Here is a 16632-nt window from a genome sequence, read left to right on the forward strand (position 1 = left end):
ATGGACCTGGAACACCGACTTCGCGATATCCAGCCCAATCGTGACAATCTCACTCATCGTCCGTCTCCTCGCTCTTCAGCCGAGGCAGTCTGCCTCAGCCGGTGAGCGGGAGCCATCCACTCCATCGTTTACCGGCCGCGTTGTCCGATTGCTGCTGCACCCGTTTCCCGAGAGCTTAGTCGATCACGAAGGTCGTGGTCGCGATACGATGGAGCACTGCGACTTGTCCCTGGCTGGTCTGTGCGCCGCCCTCGTCCTTTTGCGTGGCGGTCAGGATGTAGCGCCCTTTGCCCTTCGAGGGGGCAGTGAAACGGCCTTCGCTGTCGGTGATGGCTGTTTTGGTCCACTTGTCCGGCGCGATGACAGTCACTTCGGCTCCGGCGACCGGTTTGCCATCACGCACCAGCGCGAAACGGTCACCGTTGGCTGCCACGGGCGTGATCTCGAACGGCATCCGGGCGGCGGACTCGGCGCGACCGGCGCGGGCGAAGTAGGCGACCGCCTCCTTGCGACCGTCCGCACCCCAAGGCGCGAACACGCTGTCGTCCTGCGCGCGTACATCCCCGGCGGGAACCGCCACCTCGAGATAGCCCGCCTTGCGTACCGGTGCGACCGTCCCGGCGCCAAGGACCTTGGGTGCTTTCAGGTGGTGGAACTCGGGATCGCCGTTCGCAGGCAGCACCTCGGCCGGTTCACCTAGGTAGATGCGGGCAGGACCGGTGCCGTCGCGCTCGATCCAGACTTCGTGGGCCTGCGCTCCTGTAGCCATGCATGCGAGCACGAATGGAGTGAGATACCTGAACTTCATTTCGGTTTCCCTTTGGTGTCGGGCCCACCTGCGGGCACCAGGTTGAGGAACAGGAATACGGCGCCTGCGCCGAAGCTGAGAGCGCCCAGCCCCGCGATCGCGCCGTAGACTGAGCCTTGCGCAGCGAAGGCAGCGGCGAGGCAGGCCCCTACGCCGACCCAGGCCAGCCGGCGCAGGTGGCGCTTGCGGCCCCGCGTCAGGCGCTGGCCAAGGCGCTGCTGGTGATGGTGATCCGTCGCCAGCCCGAACAGGACGAAGGCGACGACCGCAAGGAGAAGGCAAAGCGCCGTCATTCGGCAGGCTCCAGCACCGGTGGGTTGGGCATGACGACCGGTTCGGGGACCGTGGCCGGACGGGGCTGCCGCACCCTTCTGGCGGCAGGGCTGTAGCAATGGACGCGCCAGGCCGTCCCAAGAAAGGCGCCGCCCATGACGATCAGCGCAAGGTCGATCCCCGCCAGCATGAAGTCGCCGCCCGCGAGGGTGACCGGGAGGCCGCGTGAAGTGGCGAAGGCGTTGTAGACGGGAAGCGCCGCCAGAAGTGCCCCGGTCGAACCGAGCAGCAGGCTCCAGGCCTTCTTTTCCCGCAGCACCGTCGCCATTGCCAGCGCTCCCGCCCACGCGAGGAACAGCGCATGGACCTCCCATTCGGCGCGGTGCGGTATGGCGGTGGGAAGCAGGCGGTTCGCCCAAAGCATGGCCGCCATACTCAGCGGAAAGCCGGCTACGACGGCCACGTTGAGCCAGGCGACAATCCGGAAGCCAATGTGCGGGCGCTGCGGATCAGGCAGCTTCTCACGCCGTTTGACAGTCCACAGCACCAGCCCGCTGGCTACCATCAGGGAGCCAGCCACGCCGGAAAGGAAGTAGAGCCAGCGCACGCCGTAGTCCGCGAACCGCGCCGCGTGCAGACCGATCATCGCCCCTGCCGTTACGTTGGCACCGCCCGGGGGTGGAGACTGCCAGGCGAGGGAGCCGTCCACGCCGCGGTAGGTCAGAGAGGGAGTGCGGGAAGACAGCATCGAGGATGGTGCCCGGGTCACTGTGATGGTGGCGGTTGCATCGCCCGGCTCGGTGATGGTCAGATACCCGACAGGGCCGCCGAACCGCCTTTCGGCATCGCGCGCGACGCGTGCGATGTTCGTCAGATGCACCGGGGTCCCGCTGCGGGGCGTCTGCGCCATGGTGGGGAACAGGCGATCGTAGAACGTCTGGCTGTCGGCGTAATTGGCAATGACCGTCCAGGGCATCAGCATCGCCATCAGCGTGACGAGGCCGGTGTAGGTGATCATCAGGTGAAAGGGCAGGGCCAGCACCGCCGTGGCGTTATGCCCGTCCAGCCACGACCGTTGCCCCTTGTGCCGGCGCAGCGTGAAGAAGTCCTTGAAGATCTTCTTGTGCGTCACGATCCCGGTCAGGATCGCAACAAGCATGGCAAGCGCGGCCACGCCAACAAGCCAGCGCGCCCATATCATCGGCATGTAGTGCAGGTCGAAATGGAAGCGGTAGAAGAACTCGCCGCCCCGCGTCTCGCGCGAAGCGGCGGGTAGACCATCCGCACCGATCAGCGCCTGGTTCTCCCGCCGGCCGCGTCGGCCACGCTCCTTGCCCGGCTCGGGTTGGGGTTGCCAGTAGACCTGCGCGCCCGGCGTGCGTTCGCTGGGCATGGTGATGTACCAGCTTTTCGCATCGGGTGCCTTGCCTTCAAGGAACCGCTGCGCCCCCGCCAGCACCGCGTAGGGTTGCTCGATCCGGTCCAGTTCGGGCCGCATCCAGCGGTTCAGTCCCTCACGCCAGAACGCCACCGTTCCGGCGACGAACACGACAAACAGCACCCAGCCGAGCAGCAGCCCCGACCAGGTGTGAAGGAACGATTGCGATTGGCGGAAGCTCTTGCTCATAGTCGCCCCGAACTCATGATCGAAAGCCAGGTCGCCCCGCCGGCCAGCAGGCCGCAGAGGGCGAGCGTCCACACCGCACGCCAGCCGCTGCGCGCGGCGAACGCCCACATAGCGGCGCCGGCGCACAGCGCGAAGGAGACGAGGGTGGCCGCTGCCGTCGCCTCGGCGCGGTCGCCGGGGAGCAGTCTGGCAAGCGCCATCGCCCAGAGACTGGCAACCGCATAGCCGAGTGGCACGGCGGCGATGATGCGCAGCGCCATATCGCCGCGCCGCCGCCAGGCCGCGCCGCCAGAAGTGCTCCCGCGGCCGATCACGGGTACGTGAACCGCAGCGTCGCGAACACCGTTCGCGGGGTGCCATAGTAGTTGCCGCGGCCGGTCGAAGAGATGCGCGCATAGTAGCTCTTGTCGAGCAGGTTGTTGACATTCACCGAAAGCGAGATGCGCTCGTCGATTTCATATCCGGCGCGCAGGTCGACGACGGCGTAGCTGCCCTGTCTCACGATCGTGGAGCGGGTGGTGACGACACCGGCGGCGTTGCGGACAGCGGGCACGCCGCCGTACGTCGAACTGAACCAGGTCAGGCCTCCGCCCAGGCTCAGCCCGGCAAGAGAGCCGCTCTGCTGCTTGTAGTTAGTGAACAGCTTGATCGAGTGCTTCGGAATGATCGGTACCAATGGCAGGCCCTCGTACTGCGCATTGGCGTCTTCGATGTATTTGGTTCGGGTGTAGCTGTACCCACCGTTGATGCGCCAGCCCGGCAGGATCTCGCCGGCCGCCTCGGCCTCGACGCCGCGCGCGCGCACCTTGCCGACCTGGAGCACCACAGTGGCGTCGTCCGGATCGTTGAAGAGGCGGTTGGTCTGCTCGATCTGGTAGGCAGCGCCGGACAGCAGCAGCCTGTCGTCCATGAGGGAGAGCTTGGTACCGACCTCGTACTGCGCGCCTACCAGCGGCTCGATGTCCTTTCCCTCGGGGCGAGAGCGGCCGGCGGGAGCGGCCTGCGGCGTGAAGCTGTCCGCGTAGGAGCCGTAGACGTTCCAGTCGCTGGTCACGTCCCACACAAGTCCCGCATACGGTGTGAACCGGCCTTCGACGGTGTAGCCCCCTTTCGGGCCCGGCGCTGGCAGCAGCGCCTGCGTCGTCGTTTCCCACCAGGTGAGACGCCCGCCACCGGTCGCGGTGAGGCCGTCCATCGGGCTGAAGCGCAATTGGCCGTAGGCACCATATTGCTCAATCCGGGTGTCCGATGCCCCGTAGTTCTGCGTCGCTGTCTGTCCGGGGGTGCCACCTTGCACCGGGTAGGGGGCAGAGGGGCCATACGGGTTGAGCGGAGGCTCCAGTGGCGAAACGGGATCGTACACGTCGATCTTCGCGTAGTTGGACAGGCGCGTGTAGTAGGACTGATATGAACTGGCCTGATAATCGACGCCCAGGATCAGTGTCTGATCGCGGCCAAATGCCGGGAAGGTGCCAAGGGCGTTGAAATCGAACGAACGCGTCTTCATGAAGCTGTCGCCGCGATAGGCGATTTGATTGGTGACGCCGTTGGTCGCGGTGACCGGCTGGTTTCCGATGTAGCTGTAGATGTCGACGCGCTCCACGTCGCTGTAGAGGCCACTTGCCCGGATCGTCCAACGCTCGCTGATCCGGTGCGTCAGGTCGGCGAAGACCGACCAGATATCGGAGCGGAACCGGTTCCAGTCGGCGCCGAGGTAGGTGGAGCGCGAAATGTCGAGCAGTTGGCCGTCGCTGCCGTCCCAGCCGCCGGCGATGCCAGGGAGGCCGGACTGGACCGCCGGCTTGAAGCGGTCGTAGCTCGCACCCACGGTGAACGTCGTGCGCTCGCCGATGTCGATCTTGCCGACGCCGAATACCGCCAGTCGGTTGCGGTGCCCAACGTCGAAGAACTGGTCCTGGTCCTGAACCATGGCGCCAGCGCGCAGGGCGACGCCGGGCGCAAGCGGGGCGGACACATCGACCTCGCCGCGAAAGTTCTGGTAGCTGCCGTAGCCGAGGGCGACCTGTGCCTTGAACTCGTCGAGCGGGCGCTTGCGCACCAGGTTGATGCTGCCCGCCGGGTTTCCCGAACCGCTGAACAGGCCGGCCGGGCCGCGCAGCACTTCGAGCCGCTCGTAGAAGAACAGATCCGGGACGACGGCAGGGAACCCGAACGAAAGTGTCGGGGTGCCGTCCACCAGGTAGTTGGAGATCGCGAAGCCGCGCGACATGTAGGAAGGATCCTCGCTTCCGACGCCGGTAACGGTGATGCCCGGGGTGGCCGTCAGCGCATCTTCCAGGGTAAACAGGTTTTGCGCCTCAATCTGCTCGCGATCGATAAGCGTGATGGTGTTCGGGATATCCTTGAGCGGGGTAACTGTCTTGCCCACATCGACGCCATAGCTCTTGCCCAGCACAACGATGTCCCCGGAGCGGGGCGTATCCTCGGCATCCGCCGCCCGAACCTGTGCCGGGCTCATGCCCAAGATCGCCGCTGCCACGGCGCCTGCGGTATTCAAAAGACTGCCCTTCACTCTGTCGCTCCCTGATTCGAAGAGCGCATTAGACTTGATGCTAAAGCGAGTCACTCGCAATATCACGGACAGTCGGATGGAAGTGTGTTGTATCGCTGGGACATATTCGCGTTGCGGAGAGTAATCGCAGAAGGTTGGCACGCCATTGCGCCCTGCGGCAGCGGCCGCAGAGAGATGATCAAGGCTTGCGGAAGTTATTCGAAATATCTGCGCCGAACTGCGCGATCAGCTTTGGCTGCACTTCAGGTCGATAGCGCCCTGCGCGAGCACAGATGGGGAGCCACCTTCGCGCGCGATTTCCTCTTCCTGGCATCGCTCTTTAGGTGAGCGGGTGTCTTTCGGCTGTACCGGCACGACGTAAACTGTGCCCTGGCCCGGAACGGCAAAAGCGCGCCAGCGTGGCTTCGGGTGTGGTTTGGTGGTCTTGCCCGGCGCTGCCTTGATAACCGCAGGAGCCTGAGCAGCCAAAGGAGCGGCACAGACGAAAGTCAGTGCTGTTGCTGCCGCCAACAGGCCACATGTTTCCTTGCGCGCCATTCCACCATTATGCGCTCTCAAGGGCGCCGTAGCAAGGCAAACGCCGCCCGGCACCGCTCTGATACAGGCTACAAGCTTGGCGCGGTCAGCACGGCACCGCCCGACGGCATTGGTGGGCATGAAAACCGGCGAACGAAAGCGGTGGGCGCGATCATCCGGGTCATCGGCCTAGCCCGACCACGCTCGGACTAGCGCGTGGCGGGCTCCGCCGGCTCGCTCCAGCCAAGGCCGAGGGCTTTCTGAATTGCGATGTAGTCGATCGTGAGTTGCGCTTTCGCCTGCGCTACCGCGATGGACGATGAGAGTTGCTGGCGTTCTATGTCCAGCTGGTCGATCAGAGTGCTGGTTCCAGCTTCGAACCGCTGGCGGTTGAGCCGTGCCGCGCCGGCAGCGCTGCGTTCCGCTTGAATGAGCTGGGCGAGCTGTCGCCGTGTGGCGCCAAAGCGGGCAAGGCTGTCTTCAGCATCCTGAAGCGCCGAGAGCACCGCCTTGCGGTACTGGCCTTCAGCGGCGTCCCTTTGCGCCTCCGCTTCCTGCACGGCTCCCCGGCTGCGGCCGAAGTCGATAACAGGAAAGCTGAGCTGCGGCATCAGCAGCGCCGCCAGGTTCCCGGGGTCGAGCACATCGCCCGGTTCCGTTCCACCAAGCCCCAGAATGCCGGAGAACTTGATACCGGGAAGGGCACGCGCTTTGGCCGCGCCGATTTGTGCGGTCCCGGCAGCAAGCGCGCGCTCCGCGGTGCGTACGTCGGGCCGCCGTGATAGCAGGGTCGCAGGATCGCCGATTGGCACAGCGGCGGGCGGAAGCGGCACCGGCGCCACACCCGCAAGCTGCGCGTCCAGTTCGCCCGGGGTACGACCGGTGAGAACGGCCAGTGCGTCCCTGTATAGTGCGATCTGCGCGTCCAGAGGGATATTCTGAGCGTCTGTCGAGGCCAGCTCCGTCTCCAGACGCTGCACCTGAAGGCGGGAGGCGGTTCCTGCCGCGAGGCGCTGCCGCATGAGCTCGAGCGATCTGCGCTGCAACTCGCTCGACCGGGCGTTAAGCCGCGCGCGCTCTTCCACGTCCCGGAGATTGACGTAGGACTGCGCGACTTGAGCGCTCAGCGAGACCTGCGCATCGGCAAGCTCCGCGAACCTTTGATCAAGGTTCGCTTGCGCAGCTTCCACCTCGCGACGGCGACCGCCGAACAGATCCGGCTCCCACGAAACATTGGCGCCGATGTTGTAGAAGTTGAGGGAGGAGCCATCCGAAGACTCGTCCTGTTGCGCGCCGCCATCCTGGCCTTCGCCGCCCGATCCACCGGTGAGCGAGCCCAGACCGGTGCCGGGAAGGCGCGCATGTACGAACATCCCCGTTCCGGCCAGCGTGGGCAGCAGTTGAGCGCGCCCTTGCTGAAGCTTCGCGCGCGCCTCCCGGATGCGGGCCTGGGCTATGGAGATGTCGGGGCTCTGGCTCAGGGCATCATCGACCAGGCCGGTAAGCACAGGGTCGCCGAGCGTTTCCCACCACCGCGCCACGGCGGCACCCGTGTTGAGGGCCGGGTCGCCCGCGCGCACGAAAGTGCCGCGCGCGGTGGCGGTGCTGCCGACCTCCGGAGGGCCGGCATAGTCGGGGCCTGTGCTGCACGCGGCAACGCTGGCAGAGAGAAGGAGGATCGTTGCGCGGCGCATCAATGCATTCCCGCCAGCGAAGCGTTGCGCGGCAGGGGGCGCAGGAACAGCACCAGCGGAACCACCGCCAGCGTCACCAGGCTCATTGCGAAGAAGATGTCGTTGTAGGTCATGACAAGCGCCTGTTGCTGTATTTGCTGGCCGAGAAGCCTCAGGCCCGCTGCCTCACCGCCGACCGCGTTGCTCAGGCCGGAGAGGTAATTCTGTACATCGGCGGAGTTGGCGTTGAGGCTCTCCTCGATCCGCCGGGAGTGAAGCCATAGCCGGTCCTGCTGAAGGATCGATATGCCCGCTAGCGCGAAGCTGCCGCCCAGGTTGCGCATGGCGTTGAACAGGCCGGAGGCATCGCCAGCGTCTTCGGGAGGGACAGACTGGACGACGGCCTGGCTCAGGAACAGCATCCCCAGGATCTGTCCCACGCCGCGCATGAGCTGGGACTCGGTGAAGTCGCTGCCGACGGAGGCTGCGGTCAGGGAGGTTTCCAGATAGGCGGAAATGCCCATGATTCCCATGCCAAGCGCCACCGCGATGCGGATGTCGACATAGCGGATCAGCAGGGGCACGAAGGGCATCAGAAGGATGCTTGGAATGCCCGAAAGAAGCACGACTTGGCCCGACTGCAGGGAGTTGTACCCGGCGATGGCCGCAAGGAACTGCGGGATGGCATAGGATGTGCCGTAAAGCACGACGCCAAGTGCAACACCCATCAGCGCCACTGACCCGAACTGCCGGTCGAGCAGCAGCGAGAGCTTGATCACGGGCCGTTTGGCGGTGAACTGACCGTAGAACAGCATCACGAAGCCGACGATCGTCAGGATCGCCATCTGCTGGATGAGACCGGACGCAAACCACTCCTCCCGAGCACCTTCTTCGAGGAAGACAGTCAGGCCACCCATGCCGAGCGCCAATCCGATGATGCCGATCCAGTCGGCCTCGCGAAACAGATGCAGCCTGGATGGCTGGTGCGGCAGACCCACGAGCAGAAGGACGATGAGGATGATCGAGAGGGGAACGTTCAGAAAGAACGCGTAATGCCAGCTCACGTTCTCTGCCAGCCAGCCACCGACCAGGGGCCCCACGAGCGGCCCCAGAATCGCCACCACGCCAAAGGCGGCCGTGCCCACCGATTGCTGATGCCGGGGAAGCCTTTGCGCGATGATCGTCTGCGCGGTCGGGATCATGGCGCCGCCGGTGATTCCCTGGCCGACTCGTCCGATGATCATGACCGTGAGGGAGTTGGCAAATCCGCAAAGTATGGAGAAGCCGGTGAACAGGGTCACCGAGATCAGCAGGAACGTGCGCAATCCAAGGACACGTTCCAGCCAGGCCGAAAGCGGGATGATGATGATCTCAGCCACGAGGTACGAGGTCGCCACCCAGGCGCCTTCCGTGCCTGACGCGCCGATTTCGCCCTGAATGGTCGGCAAGGCGGAGTTGACGATCGAGATATCGAGCGTCGCCATCAGCGCGCCCAAGGTTCCTGCCGCGACCGCAAGCCAGGCACTCAGGTCCGCATTGGCCGGTCGGGTCTGCGCGGCGTTGGCAGCGGTGGCGGCGGATGACGCCATGTCAATTCGCCTTGTTTTCGAGCTGCTCCTGGTCCTTCTGGATGCGGTCTATTTCGCCCTTTCCGCCCCGGGTGTCCACGGTGACCCTTACGGAGAGACCCGGGACCAGAACCTTGCGCGCCGAGGCCGGTGCCTCGATCGCGAGCCGAACCGGTACGCGTTGCACGATCTTGGTGAAATTGCCGGTGGCGTTCTGCGGCGGCAGGATGGAGAACTGCGCGCCCGTTCCGGGCGAGACGCTGATCACGCGGCCACGAATTTCGGTACCCTCCAGAGCATCCACGGCGATCTTGGCGGGCTGGCCCGGGCGCATGCGTGCCAGCTGGGTCTCCTTGAAGTTGGCGACCACGTAGAGCTTGTCCAGCGGAACCACCGTCATGAGCCGGGTGCCAGCCTGCACAAACTGGCCGACCCGAACCGTGCGGTCACCGATGCGGCCGTCGGTCGGGGAGGCCATGCGGGTGGAGGAAAGATCAATCCCCGCCGCCTGCAGCTGGGCTCGTGCTCCTTCGCCCTGCGCCTCCGCCTGTCGGACCTGTGCGCGCATGCCGGAGACCCGGCGGCGCTGCATTTCAAGTGCGGCCGCTTGCTGGCGGACCTGCTGCGCCGACTGATCCGCCGCGAGCCGCAGCTGCGCGAGTTGCTGCCGGGTTTCGGCTCCGCTCGCCGCCAGCGGCGCGTAACGTGCCACTTCGGCGGCGTCGTGCGCGGCCTTGTCCCTCGCAGCCTCGAGCTGGGCCTCCGCTTGCTCGATGGCCGCTTCCTGCTCGGAAATGGCCGCGCGCGCGTTCTCCGCTCCCGCGGAAGCCTGCGCGATCTGAGCGCGGGCCTGGGCTACCTGGGCGTCGTAGTTACCCGGATCAATCCAGACGAGTTGCTGTCCGGCGACGACATCCTGGTCGTCTCCCACGAGCACTGCGGTCACGTACCCGCTAACCTTGGGCGCGATCGTGACAGCATCTGCGCGGATCTGCGCGTCGTCCGTTTCTTCGAAGTACTGGCCATAGGTCTTGTACCGGACGACCCAGATGGCGACGGCAAGCAGGACGACAGCTGCCGCAATCAGCAGGATGCCCTTTGTCCGTCTGCTCAGACCCGGCCGGCGGGAGCCTTCGTTGGCGGCTTCATCGCGAGGTTCATCGTCGGGTTGAGGGGGAGTGCGTTCATCAGCCATCGAGGCTGCCCATTACGTCAAGCGAATAAAGCGTCAAGATCATTATATCGCGCAAGCACACCCCCCAGTTTCCGCCAATCCATGACAAAGCCGAAGATCCCTTTCGGTTCCCTTCGCATCCGGCACGATTGTTTCTGCGGCATCGCTGCCACGGCTTGCGAGCGGATGCGATGAAGCGTACGCTCCGAATCATAATAAAACGCATCCGGAGATAGGGTGTATGGAGAGGTACGATCCAAGCATTCACGCTTGTCCATTCGGCACGTTGTGCGGAATGAGTTGTGTGGCGTTTCTGTTGTTCGCGACAGTTCTTCTGGCGCTAACGTGAACCCATGGCGAAGGCCGGGGATGCTTATCGAAGCAATGTCCCGGTTTCGGCCAGATCATTGCGGATAGTCGTTGCGGCTACTCCGCCTTCTCCCATGGCGTGGCTGATCTGATCCAGCCCTTTGACGACGTCTCCTGCAGCGTAGAGCCCCGGTATGGACGTGCGCTGATGATCATCGACCACCAGGCAGCCGTCGTCCGTCGCTTCTGCGCCAAGCATCAGGGCCAGCTCGGACCGAATGATTGACCCAAGCGCCGGGTAGACGGAATCGAATGCGAGCTCGCCGGCTGGGGTGGGAACAAGCATTTCCTCCCCGGCAAGACGCAGGGGCGCACAGGGCCCATCGATAAGCCGTATACCGACCCTGCTGACCTGTTCCCGTTCAAGTTCGCTCAGATCATGCTTCGCATCCGGCGCGACGAGGGTGACGCTGTGCGTGTACATCCGCAGGAAAAGCGCCTCCTTGAAGCCGTGAGTGCCGCTGCCGATGACGCCAACACGCTTGTCAGTCACCTCGAAACCGTCGCAGATGGGGCAGTAGCGCAAGAGCCCACGAGCGAGCGCCGCGTCATGGACCTCGGGTGCGATCGGTGGGCGCTTGTTGACGACGCCGGTCGCAAGAAGCACCGTACGAGCAGCGACTTCCAGCCCCTCGCCGCGCGCGATGAAGGTGTCGTCATTGCGCTCAAGCGTTTCGATAAGCGCGTCTGTCACATGAGCGCCGAACTCGGCTGCCTGTTCGCGCATCCGCGCCAGCAGGTCTTCGCCAGAGATCCCACCGGGATAGCCGGGGTGATTGCGGGTGCACGGGATAAGGGCAGCCCGGCTCTTGCCCGCGTCTACCAGCCCCGTCCGAAGGTGAAAGCGCGACAGGTAAATCGCGGCGGTCAGGCCCGCAGGCCCCGCGCCGATGATGAGGCAATCAAGTGGTGTGTCCATGGAGGCGCAAGGCATCGGTATGCCAGAGGTTCCAGCAGCCCCCCGGAAAATCGCAACTTGGCGGGAGTTCGGACGATCTCCCGCCAATCGGACCAACGTGGCTTTTTAAGGGCCGACGTCTCCGTTTGCCGTGCGGACGCGGTACCCCTGGTGAGACGCGAAGCCCAGTGCCGTGGCGACCTTGTCATTCCAGCTATAGGGGTCCGATCGGATGATCGGGGCTCCGTCCTCCCCAAACAGCACCGTCTGATAGATCAGCCGCACCGGTATCTCGCGGGGCAGGGGGACGAAGGTTTCCTTGCCTGTTGCACGTGCCCGCTGCCATTCCTCAAGCACGCCCTCGTCACGGGCGAGCATCTCGGCAAAGCCGAGGGCGTCTTCCACACGCACGCAGCCATGGCTGCGCTGTCTCTGAACCTCGTTGAACAATTGCTTGGCAGGCGTGTCGTGAAGGTAGATCTGGTGATCATTCTTCATGTCGAACTTGACCAGGCCGAGCGAGTTCTTGGGCCCGGGCTGCTGAACGATCCAGCCGTCCTCCCAAGCCATGTTGTTCTGCCGCAGATAGCCCGCGCCCTTACCCTCGATCTCGTTCTTCTGGATGGAACGAGGGACAGTCCAGGTGGGATTCGCGACAAGCCGGTAAATCGGCGATCCAAGCTGGGGCGTCTCATGGTCGGGTTCACCCACAATGGCCTTGCGCGTGTCGGCAAGTTTGCCGTCGCGCCAGTAGCTCAACCGGCCTGAAGCGATGTTCACATCTATCCGCGTTGCCGCTGGCTGCCGTTCCAGCCAGCGCATCCGCTCCATCGCGACGGCCATCTCGCGCGCCCTGTCGTCGTCCGAAAGGTTCAGGATGCCCAGCGCATCGCTGCCGATCACGCCATCGGGCTTGATGCCGTAATCCGCCTGCATGCGCCGGACAGCCTGTACCATCGCGGGTGTGTAACGATCGCCTTGCGCGGCTTCCGGAGCCAGGTAATCGGAGGCCACCAGCTGGCGCGCGATCACCGGAATGCGCTTATCCGTAGCGCCAGGGTCGATGGCTTCACCCTTGTCCGGAATCACGGGGGAAGGACCGTTCCGCTGCCGACGCAGTTCCGTGTACGCCTTGGACAGACTGCGGTAGCCATCGTCCTGCGGGGCCAGAGAATCGAGCCAGTCCTTCACCTTGCCGTCGGCAACGGCCTGCGCCAATCCTCGCTCCAGGTCAGGCTTCGGCCGCGCGATCGTGTAGACTTCGTGCAGCTTGGACGGATCGCTGGCGCCGGTGGCCAGTGCGGCGGCGTATCGCAGAGCGCTGCGTGTCAGCGCCTGATCGCCGTCCTGATTTGCAGGATCGCCTTCGACTGTGAAGTTCATCGCGTCCAGGCCGTGGGCTACGCGGCCGTCGATGGCGGAGCGTAGCTGGCCGGCCGTGTCGCTGGACCAGTCGACCTGGTCTATACTCGCCACCGCTGCAGCGCTCTCACGGTCTCCCGTGAAGGCATCGCATCCGCTGAGGGCGAAGGCCAAAGTCAGCAACGAACAAGCAATTGCACCACTGCGCACGCGGATCTCCTTGAAAGACCCGTATAACAACGGAGGTGGACGCGCAGGGTTGCACACGAAACCGGCGCAGACGTCCGGCTCAGGCTGCTCCCATGCGATCTGCGTAGATCATGCGGCCCTTGCCAAGGAAAGCGAACACATCATCCAGCTTGTCCTCGCCCACCGCAAAACACCCCTGGCTGCGTCCAAGTTTGCCGTGAGCCGAAATCATGTCGTCATTCGCATACCAGGCGCTGTGAACCACCACCGCACGGGCCAGTGCGTTGTTGTTGGTATGGTCCAGACCAAGCAGACGCTGTGACCGGCCGTGCTTGCCGACGTAATAATCATCCGTAAGGAAGGCGCCTTCGCTCGAAGCGTTGGAACCGAACGCGTTGGAGAAGGTTTTCAGATAGCCGGTATGCCCCGGATCAGACCCCGAACCATGGGCGACGAGCATACGTGTTGCCTTGCCGCTGACCACGTCGAGGAAATGAAGGCGCGGTTCGGAAGAGGGCGCATCGAAATCGACAATGGCGATTCGATCCCGCTCCCTGATCGCGGAGGAATGCCGGTTCAGCGCCGCGAGAGCGCGTTCAAGGAGCTTCGGCTCGACGTCGAAACGCGAGTTCGGTCGCGCAATGCGCGGGGCGGCCGGCACTTTCGGAGGCTTTATCGTCACGCGTTCCGGCGCGGGCGTGGTGAAGGTCTTCGTGGACTGGGCAAGCGCGCCCACTGCAAGCGTGACGCCAGAAATCATCAGCGCACGGCGGCTGGGTTGAATCGGCAAATTGTGCATGTCGCCATTATGGGCAAATAGCCCGACATTTGAAGGGGCTAATTTGCCTTTATTTTCGTGTACTTGTGCACGAAAGCGCAGCTGTGAGGCAGTATACCCTCTGAATCACCGCTCTGGTGGGAGTCGGCCGCTTCTTGGTCGGAAGCGCCCTCATCTTTATAGATGACGTAGATCAGCGTTTACGAACGAACTCTGCACGTAGCACCAGTCCCTTGATACCCTCGAAACGGCAGTCAATTTCCTGTGTGTCGCCAGTCAGCCGGATCGACTTGATAACCGTGCCGCGCTTCAGCGTCTGGTTCGCACCCTTCACCGTCAGATCCTTGATGAGCGTCACGCTGTCGCCATCGGCAAGCCGGTTTCCCACCGCATCGCGAACTTCGACCCGGTCATCGGCCGTCGATTTCTGTGCTGCCTCGGCTGCGGTGATCCATTCGCCGCTCGCGTCATCATAAACGTACTCGTCATCGCCATTCGTCATCATGTCACTCGCTGTTAGCCGAAGCGGGCCCGTCGGCCCCCCGGGGATTCAGGCTTTATTTACTACTCGCCGCCAAAGCGCCACCGGGAAGGGGCTCGAAGCTGAAGCCCTTGTCGTAAAAACAGGAATATCCAGGTTGCAAGCCCGTTCTCTGAAGCTGCAGCCTGCAAAATGAGGTCGCTTATGCCCACCCGGTTGGCTCGTCACGTTGCACTGCTTTGCTCCGCTATGGCGAGCACGTCCGCGTTCGCTCAGGAGAGCGCCGGAAGCGCTGATTTCGAGGGCGGAGACATCATCGTCACGGCGCGGAAGCGTGAAGAGCGGGCTGTCGACGTGCCGATCGCCGTCGCAGCCATCAGCGGCGAGCGCCTGGAACGTCGCGGCGCGCGCAACCTTGCGGACGTGCTGCAGGAGGTACCCGGCGTCGGCATCTACGATAGCGGCTCCGCCCTCGGCTCAAAAATCACCATCCGCGGCATATCCAGCTCCTTGGGCGCCAACGAGAACGGGTATTACCTGGATGACCTGCCGTTCACAGGCGTCACGGTTCCCCTCAGCCCTGATGTGCGGGCATGGGACCTTGACCGGATCGAGGTGCTGCGCGGTCCGCAGGGAACGCTATTCGGCGAAGGCTCCATGGGCGGCACGGTTCGAATTCTGACGAAGGGCGCCGATCTGGACAACTGGGAAGCCAAGGGCTTCGGGATGGTATCGGATACCCGCGGGGGCGGAACCAATGCCGGCGCGAAGGGCGCCTTCAACGCTCCTATCCTGCCCGGCGTACTGGCCGTCCGCGTGGCAGGAACCCACGAGCGTTATCAAGGCTGGGTGGACAACAGTTCCACGGGCCTGTCGAACGTCAACGACCAGACGTATGATACTTTCCGTGCCCGCCTGCGGTTCGACCCCACGCAGCGGCTGTCGATTACCGGGACTTACTGGCTGTCCACGTCCGAGTTCCCGGCGGGTGGCTCCAACGCCCGGGACGATGGCGAACAGACGCGCGGCACCGTGCCTTCAAGCCGCAGCCGCCTCGAGCTTTATGGTGCAACCGCCCGCTACGACGTTGGGGGCGCCGAGCTCTTCTATTCCTATTCGCACAGTGACTTCGCGGTTCCCCAGCAGGGTGCCTCCCCTCTGGGCACGATCGATGTCTCGATCGATATCGGCGTCGAGGCTCATGAACTGCGGCTCGCGTCTACGACTGACGCGCCGCTCAAGTGGACAATCGGTGGGTATCTGCGCAACGCACAGCGCAACGACATCGTGAAGTTCTCGGCGGCCGGCATCGATAACGACGCTGAACTGCGCAACCGCACCCGCGCAGTCTTCGGGGAGGCAACCTACACGATCCCGGGCACGCAGCTCGACCTGACAGCGGGCCTGCGGTATTTCGAGGACCGGCTGGGCGGCCAGGAAGCGAATTCGGGCGAAATCACGCTGCAACCGGGCGACACCTACAAGTCGTGGAATCCGCGGTTCTCCGTAGCATGGCGGCCCCAAGCCAACACCACGATCTACGCCAGCGCCGCGAAGGGCTTCCGCTCCGGCCAGCTTCAGCCAACCGTACCGCTCGCACTCGCGCCTCTTTATGGTGTGGAACTGCCGTCGGTGCTGCGTCCCGATACCATCTGGACTTACGAGGTCGGGGCGAAGGCGGAGCTGTGGGAGCGCAGGCTGTCGCTCGAGGCAGCTGTGTTCTACAGTGACTGGGAGGATGTCACGGTTCGTCTGCCGATCCCGGGAACGACGTTCAACGGGCTGATCAACTCCAATGGCACCCGCACCAAGGGTGTGGAACTCAGCGCGCTCCTCCAGCCCCTTCCGGGGCTCTCGCTGGCGGCGAGCGGGGCTTACGTCGACGCCGAGTACACCGGCGAAGTACCGGGCACCGCCATCGTTGATGGCGCTGCCGTGGATGACGTGGCGAAGTTTACGGCGAATGCCTCGGTCGATTACACCCGCGCGATCAGCGACACGCTTCAGGCGTTCGGACGGGTGGGATGGCAGCACACGTCACCGCGGCGCAACTCGTCTTACGCCGCGTTCCTGCCGGGCGATACGATCGATCGGGTGGATGCCCGCATTGGACTTGAATTCCGGGACGTGACCCTGGCCCTGTTCGCGGACAACATCACCGATGAGCACGGTGCGACCAGCTTCCGTGAGGTTCAGGTCCTTGGCCCCAACATCTTCGATATCACCTCGACAAGGCTGCGCCCGCGCACCATCGGTCTGGAAGCCAGCTTCCATTTCGGCGGTCCGGCCCGCTAGGCCATAGAAGGGCTCGGGTGCTCCGGACGGGGCAGGAGAAGTAAGACTTTAGGGCACCCGCACCTTCGACAGACCTGTGGTAGTTCCG

Annotated in this window: 14 protein-coding genes; 1 reads left to right on the forward strand and 13 read right to left on the reverse strand. The window is 64.2% G+C overall.

Annotation, left to right across the window (positions count from 1 at the left end):
• Window positions 1–175: 175 nt before the first annotated feature.
• The 13 genes from C2R25_RS19585 to C2R25_RS19645 form a co-directional block, all read right to left on the reverse strand.
• The gene (locus C2R25_RS19585; RefSeq protein WP_103730795.1) at window positions 176–808 is read right to left on the reverse strand and encodes a carboxypeptidase regulatory-like domain-containing protein; all 633 of its coding nucleotides are present in this window, start codon (window positions 806–808) and stop codon (window positions 176–178) included.
• A complete protein-coding gene (locus C2R25_RS19590; RefSeq protein ID WP_103730796.1) occupies window positions 805–1101 on the reverse strand; it encodes a DUF3325 domain-containing protein in 297 nt (98 codons plus the stop codon). Before C2R25_RS19590 ends, C2R25_RS19585 begins: the two co-directional genes overlap by 4 nt.
• Window positions 1098–2708, reverse strand: a complete 1611-nt coding sequence (locus C2R25_RS19595) for a PepSY domain-containing protein (protein ID WP_103730797.1) — start codon at window positions 2706–2708, stop codon at window positions 1098–1100. Before C2R25_RS19595 ends, C2R25_RS19590 begins: the two co-directional genes overlap by 4 nt.
• Entirely contained in the window at window positions 2705–2968 is a 264-nt protein-coding gene (locus C2R25_RS19600; protein WP_103730798.1) for a hypothetical protein, read from the reverse strand. Before C2R25_RS19600 ends, C2R25_RS19595 begins: the two co-directional genes overlap by 4 nt.
• A gap of 50 nt (window positions 2969–3018) precedes the next feature.
• On the reverse strand, window positions 3019–5241 hold the full coding sequence (locus C2R25_RS19605; RefSeq protein ID WP_233204163.1) for a TonB-dependent siderophore receptor: 2223 nt from the start codon (window positions 5239–5241) through the stop codon (window positions 3019–3021).
• Between the two features lie 225 nt (window positions 5242–5466).
• On the reverse strand, window positions 5467–5778 hold the full coding sequence (locus C2R25_RS19610; protein WP_103730799.1) for a hypothetical protein: 312 nt from the start codon (window positions 5776–5778) through the stop codon (window positions 5467–5469).
• 188 nt (window positions 5779–5966) lie between these two features.
• The gene (locus C2R25_RS19615) at window positions 5967–7451 is read right to left on the reverse strand and encodes an efflux transporter outer membrane subunit (protein WP_103730800.1); all 1485 of its coding nucleotides are present in this window, start codon (window positions 7449–7451) and stop codon (window positions 5967–5969) included.
• Entirely contained in the window at window positions 7451–9019 is a 1569-nt protein-coding gene (locus C2R25_RS19620) for an MDR family MFS transporter (protein WP_103730801.1), read from the reverse strand. The genes C2R25_RS19615 and C2R25_RS19620 overlap by 1 nt, the downstream gene beginning before the upstream one ends.
• 1 nt (window position 9020) lies before the next feature.
• Window positions 9021–10193 (reverse strand): HlyD family secretion protein, encoded by a 1173-nt coding sequence (locus C2R25_RS19625; RefSeq protein WP_103730802.1) that lies wholly within the window; start codon window positions 10191–10193, stop codon window positions 9021–9023.
• Window positions 10194–10545: 352 nt separating this feature from the next.
• On the reverse strand, window positions 10546–11460 hold the full coding sequence (locus C2R25_RS19630) for an NAD(P)/FAD-dependent oxidoreductase (RefSeq protein ID WP_103730803.1): 915 nt from the start codon (window positions 11458–11460) through the stop codon (window positions 10546–10548).
• A 105-nt stretch (window positions 11461–11565) separates the two neighbouring features.
• Window positions 11566–13011 (reverse strand): L,D-transpeptidase family protein, encoded by a 1446-nt coding sequence (locus tag C2R25_RS19635; protein WP_103730804.1) that lies wholly within the window; start codon window positions 13009–13011, stop codon window positions 11566–11568.
• A 79-nt stretch (window positions 13012–13090) separates the two neighbouring features.
• Window positions 13091–13789 (reverse strand): murein L,D-transpeptidase catalytic domain family protein, encoded by a 699-nt coding sequence (locus tag C2R25_RS19640; protein ID WP_233204164.1) that lies wholly within the window; start codon window positions 13787–13789, stop codon window positions 13091–13093.
• Window positions 13790–13961: 172 nt separating this feature from the next.
• Complete coding sequence (locus tag C2R25_RS19645) at window positions 13962–14270, reverse strand: alkylphosphonate utilization protein (RefSeq protein ID WP_103730887.1); 309 nt, start codon at window positions 14268–14270, stop codon at window positions 13962–13964.
• A 228-nt stretch (window positions 14271–14498) separates the two neighbouring features.
• On the opposite strand from C2R25_RS19645, the gene C2R25_RS19650 reads away from it, so the two are divergent.
• Window positions 14499–16544 carry a TonB-dependent receptor gene (locus C2R25_RS19650; protein WP_233204165.1) on the forward strand — a complete coding sequence of 682 codons (2046 nt, stop codon included), beginning with the start codon at window positions 14499–14501 and terminating at the stop codon, window positions 16542–16544.
• Window positions 16545–16632: the final 88 nt, after the last annotated feature.

The organism is Novosphingobium sp. HII-3 (genome assembly GCF_002916655.1).
GTDB classification, from domain to species: Bacteria; Pseudomonadota; Alphaproteobacteria; order Sphingomonadales; family Sphingomonadaceae; genus Novosphingobium; species Novosphingobium panipatense.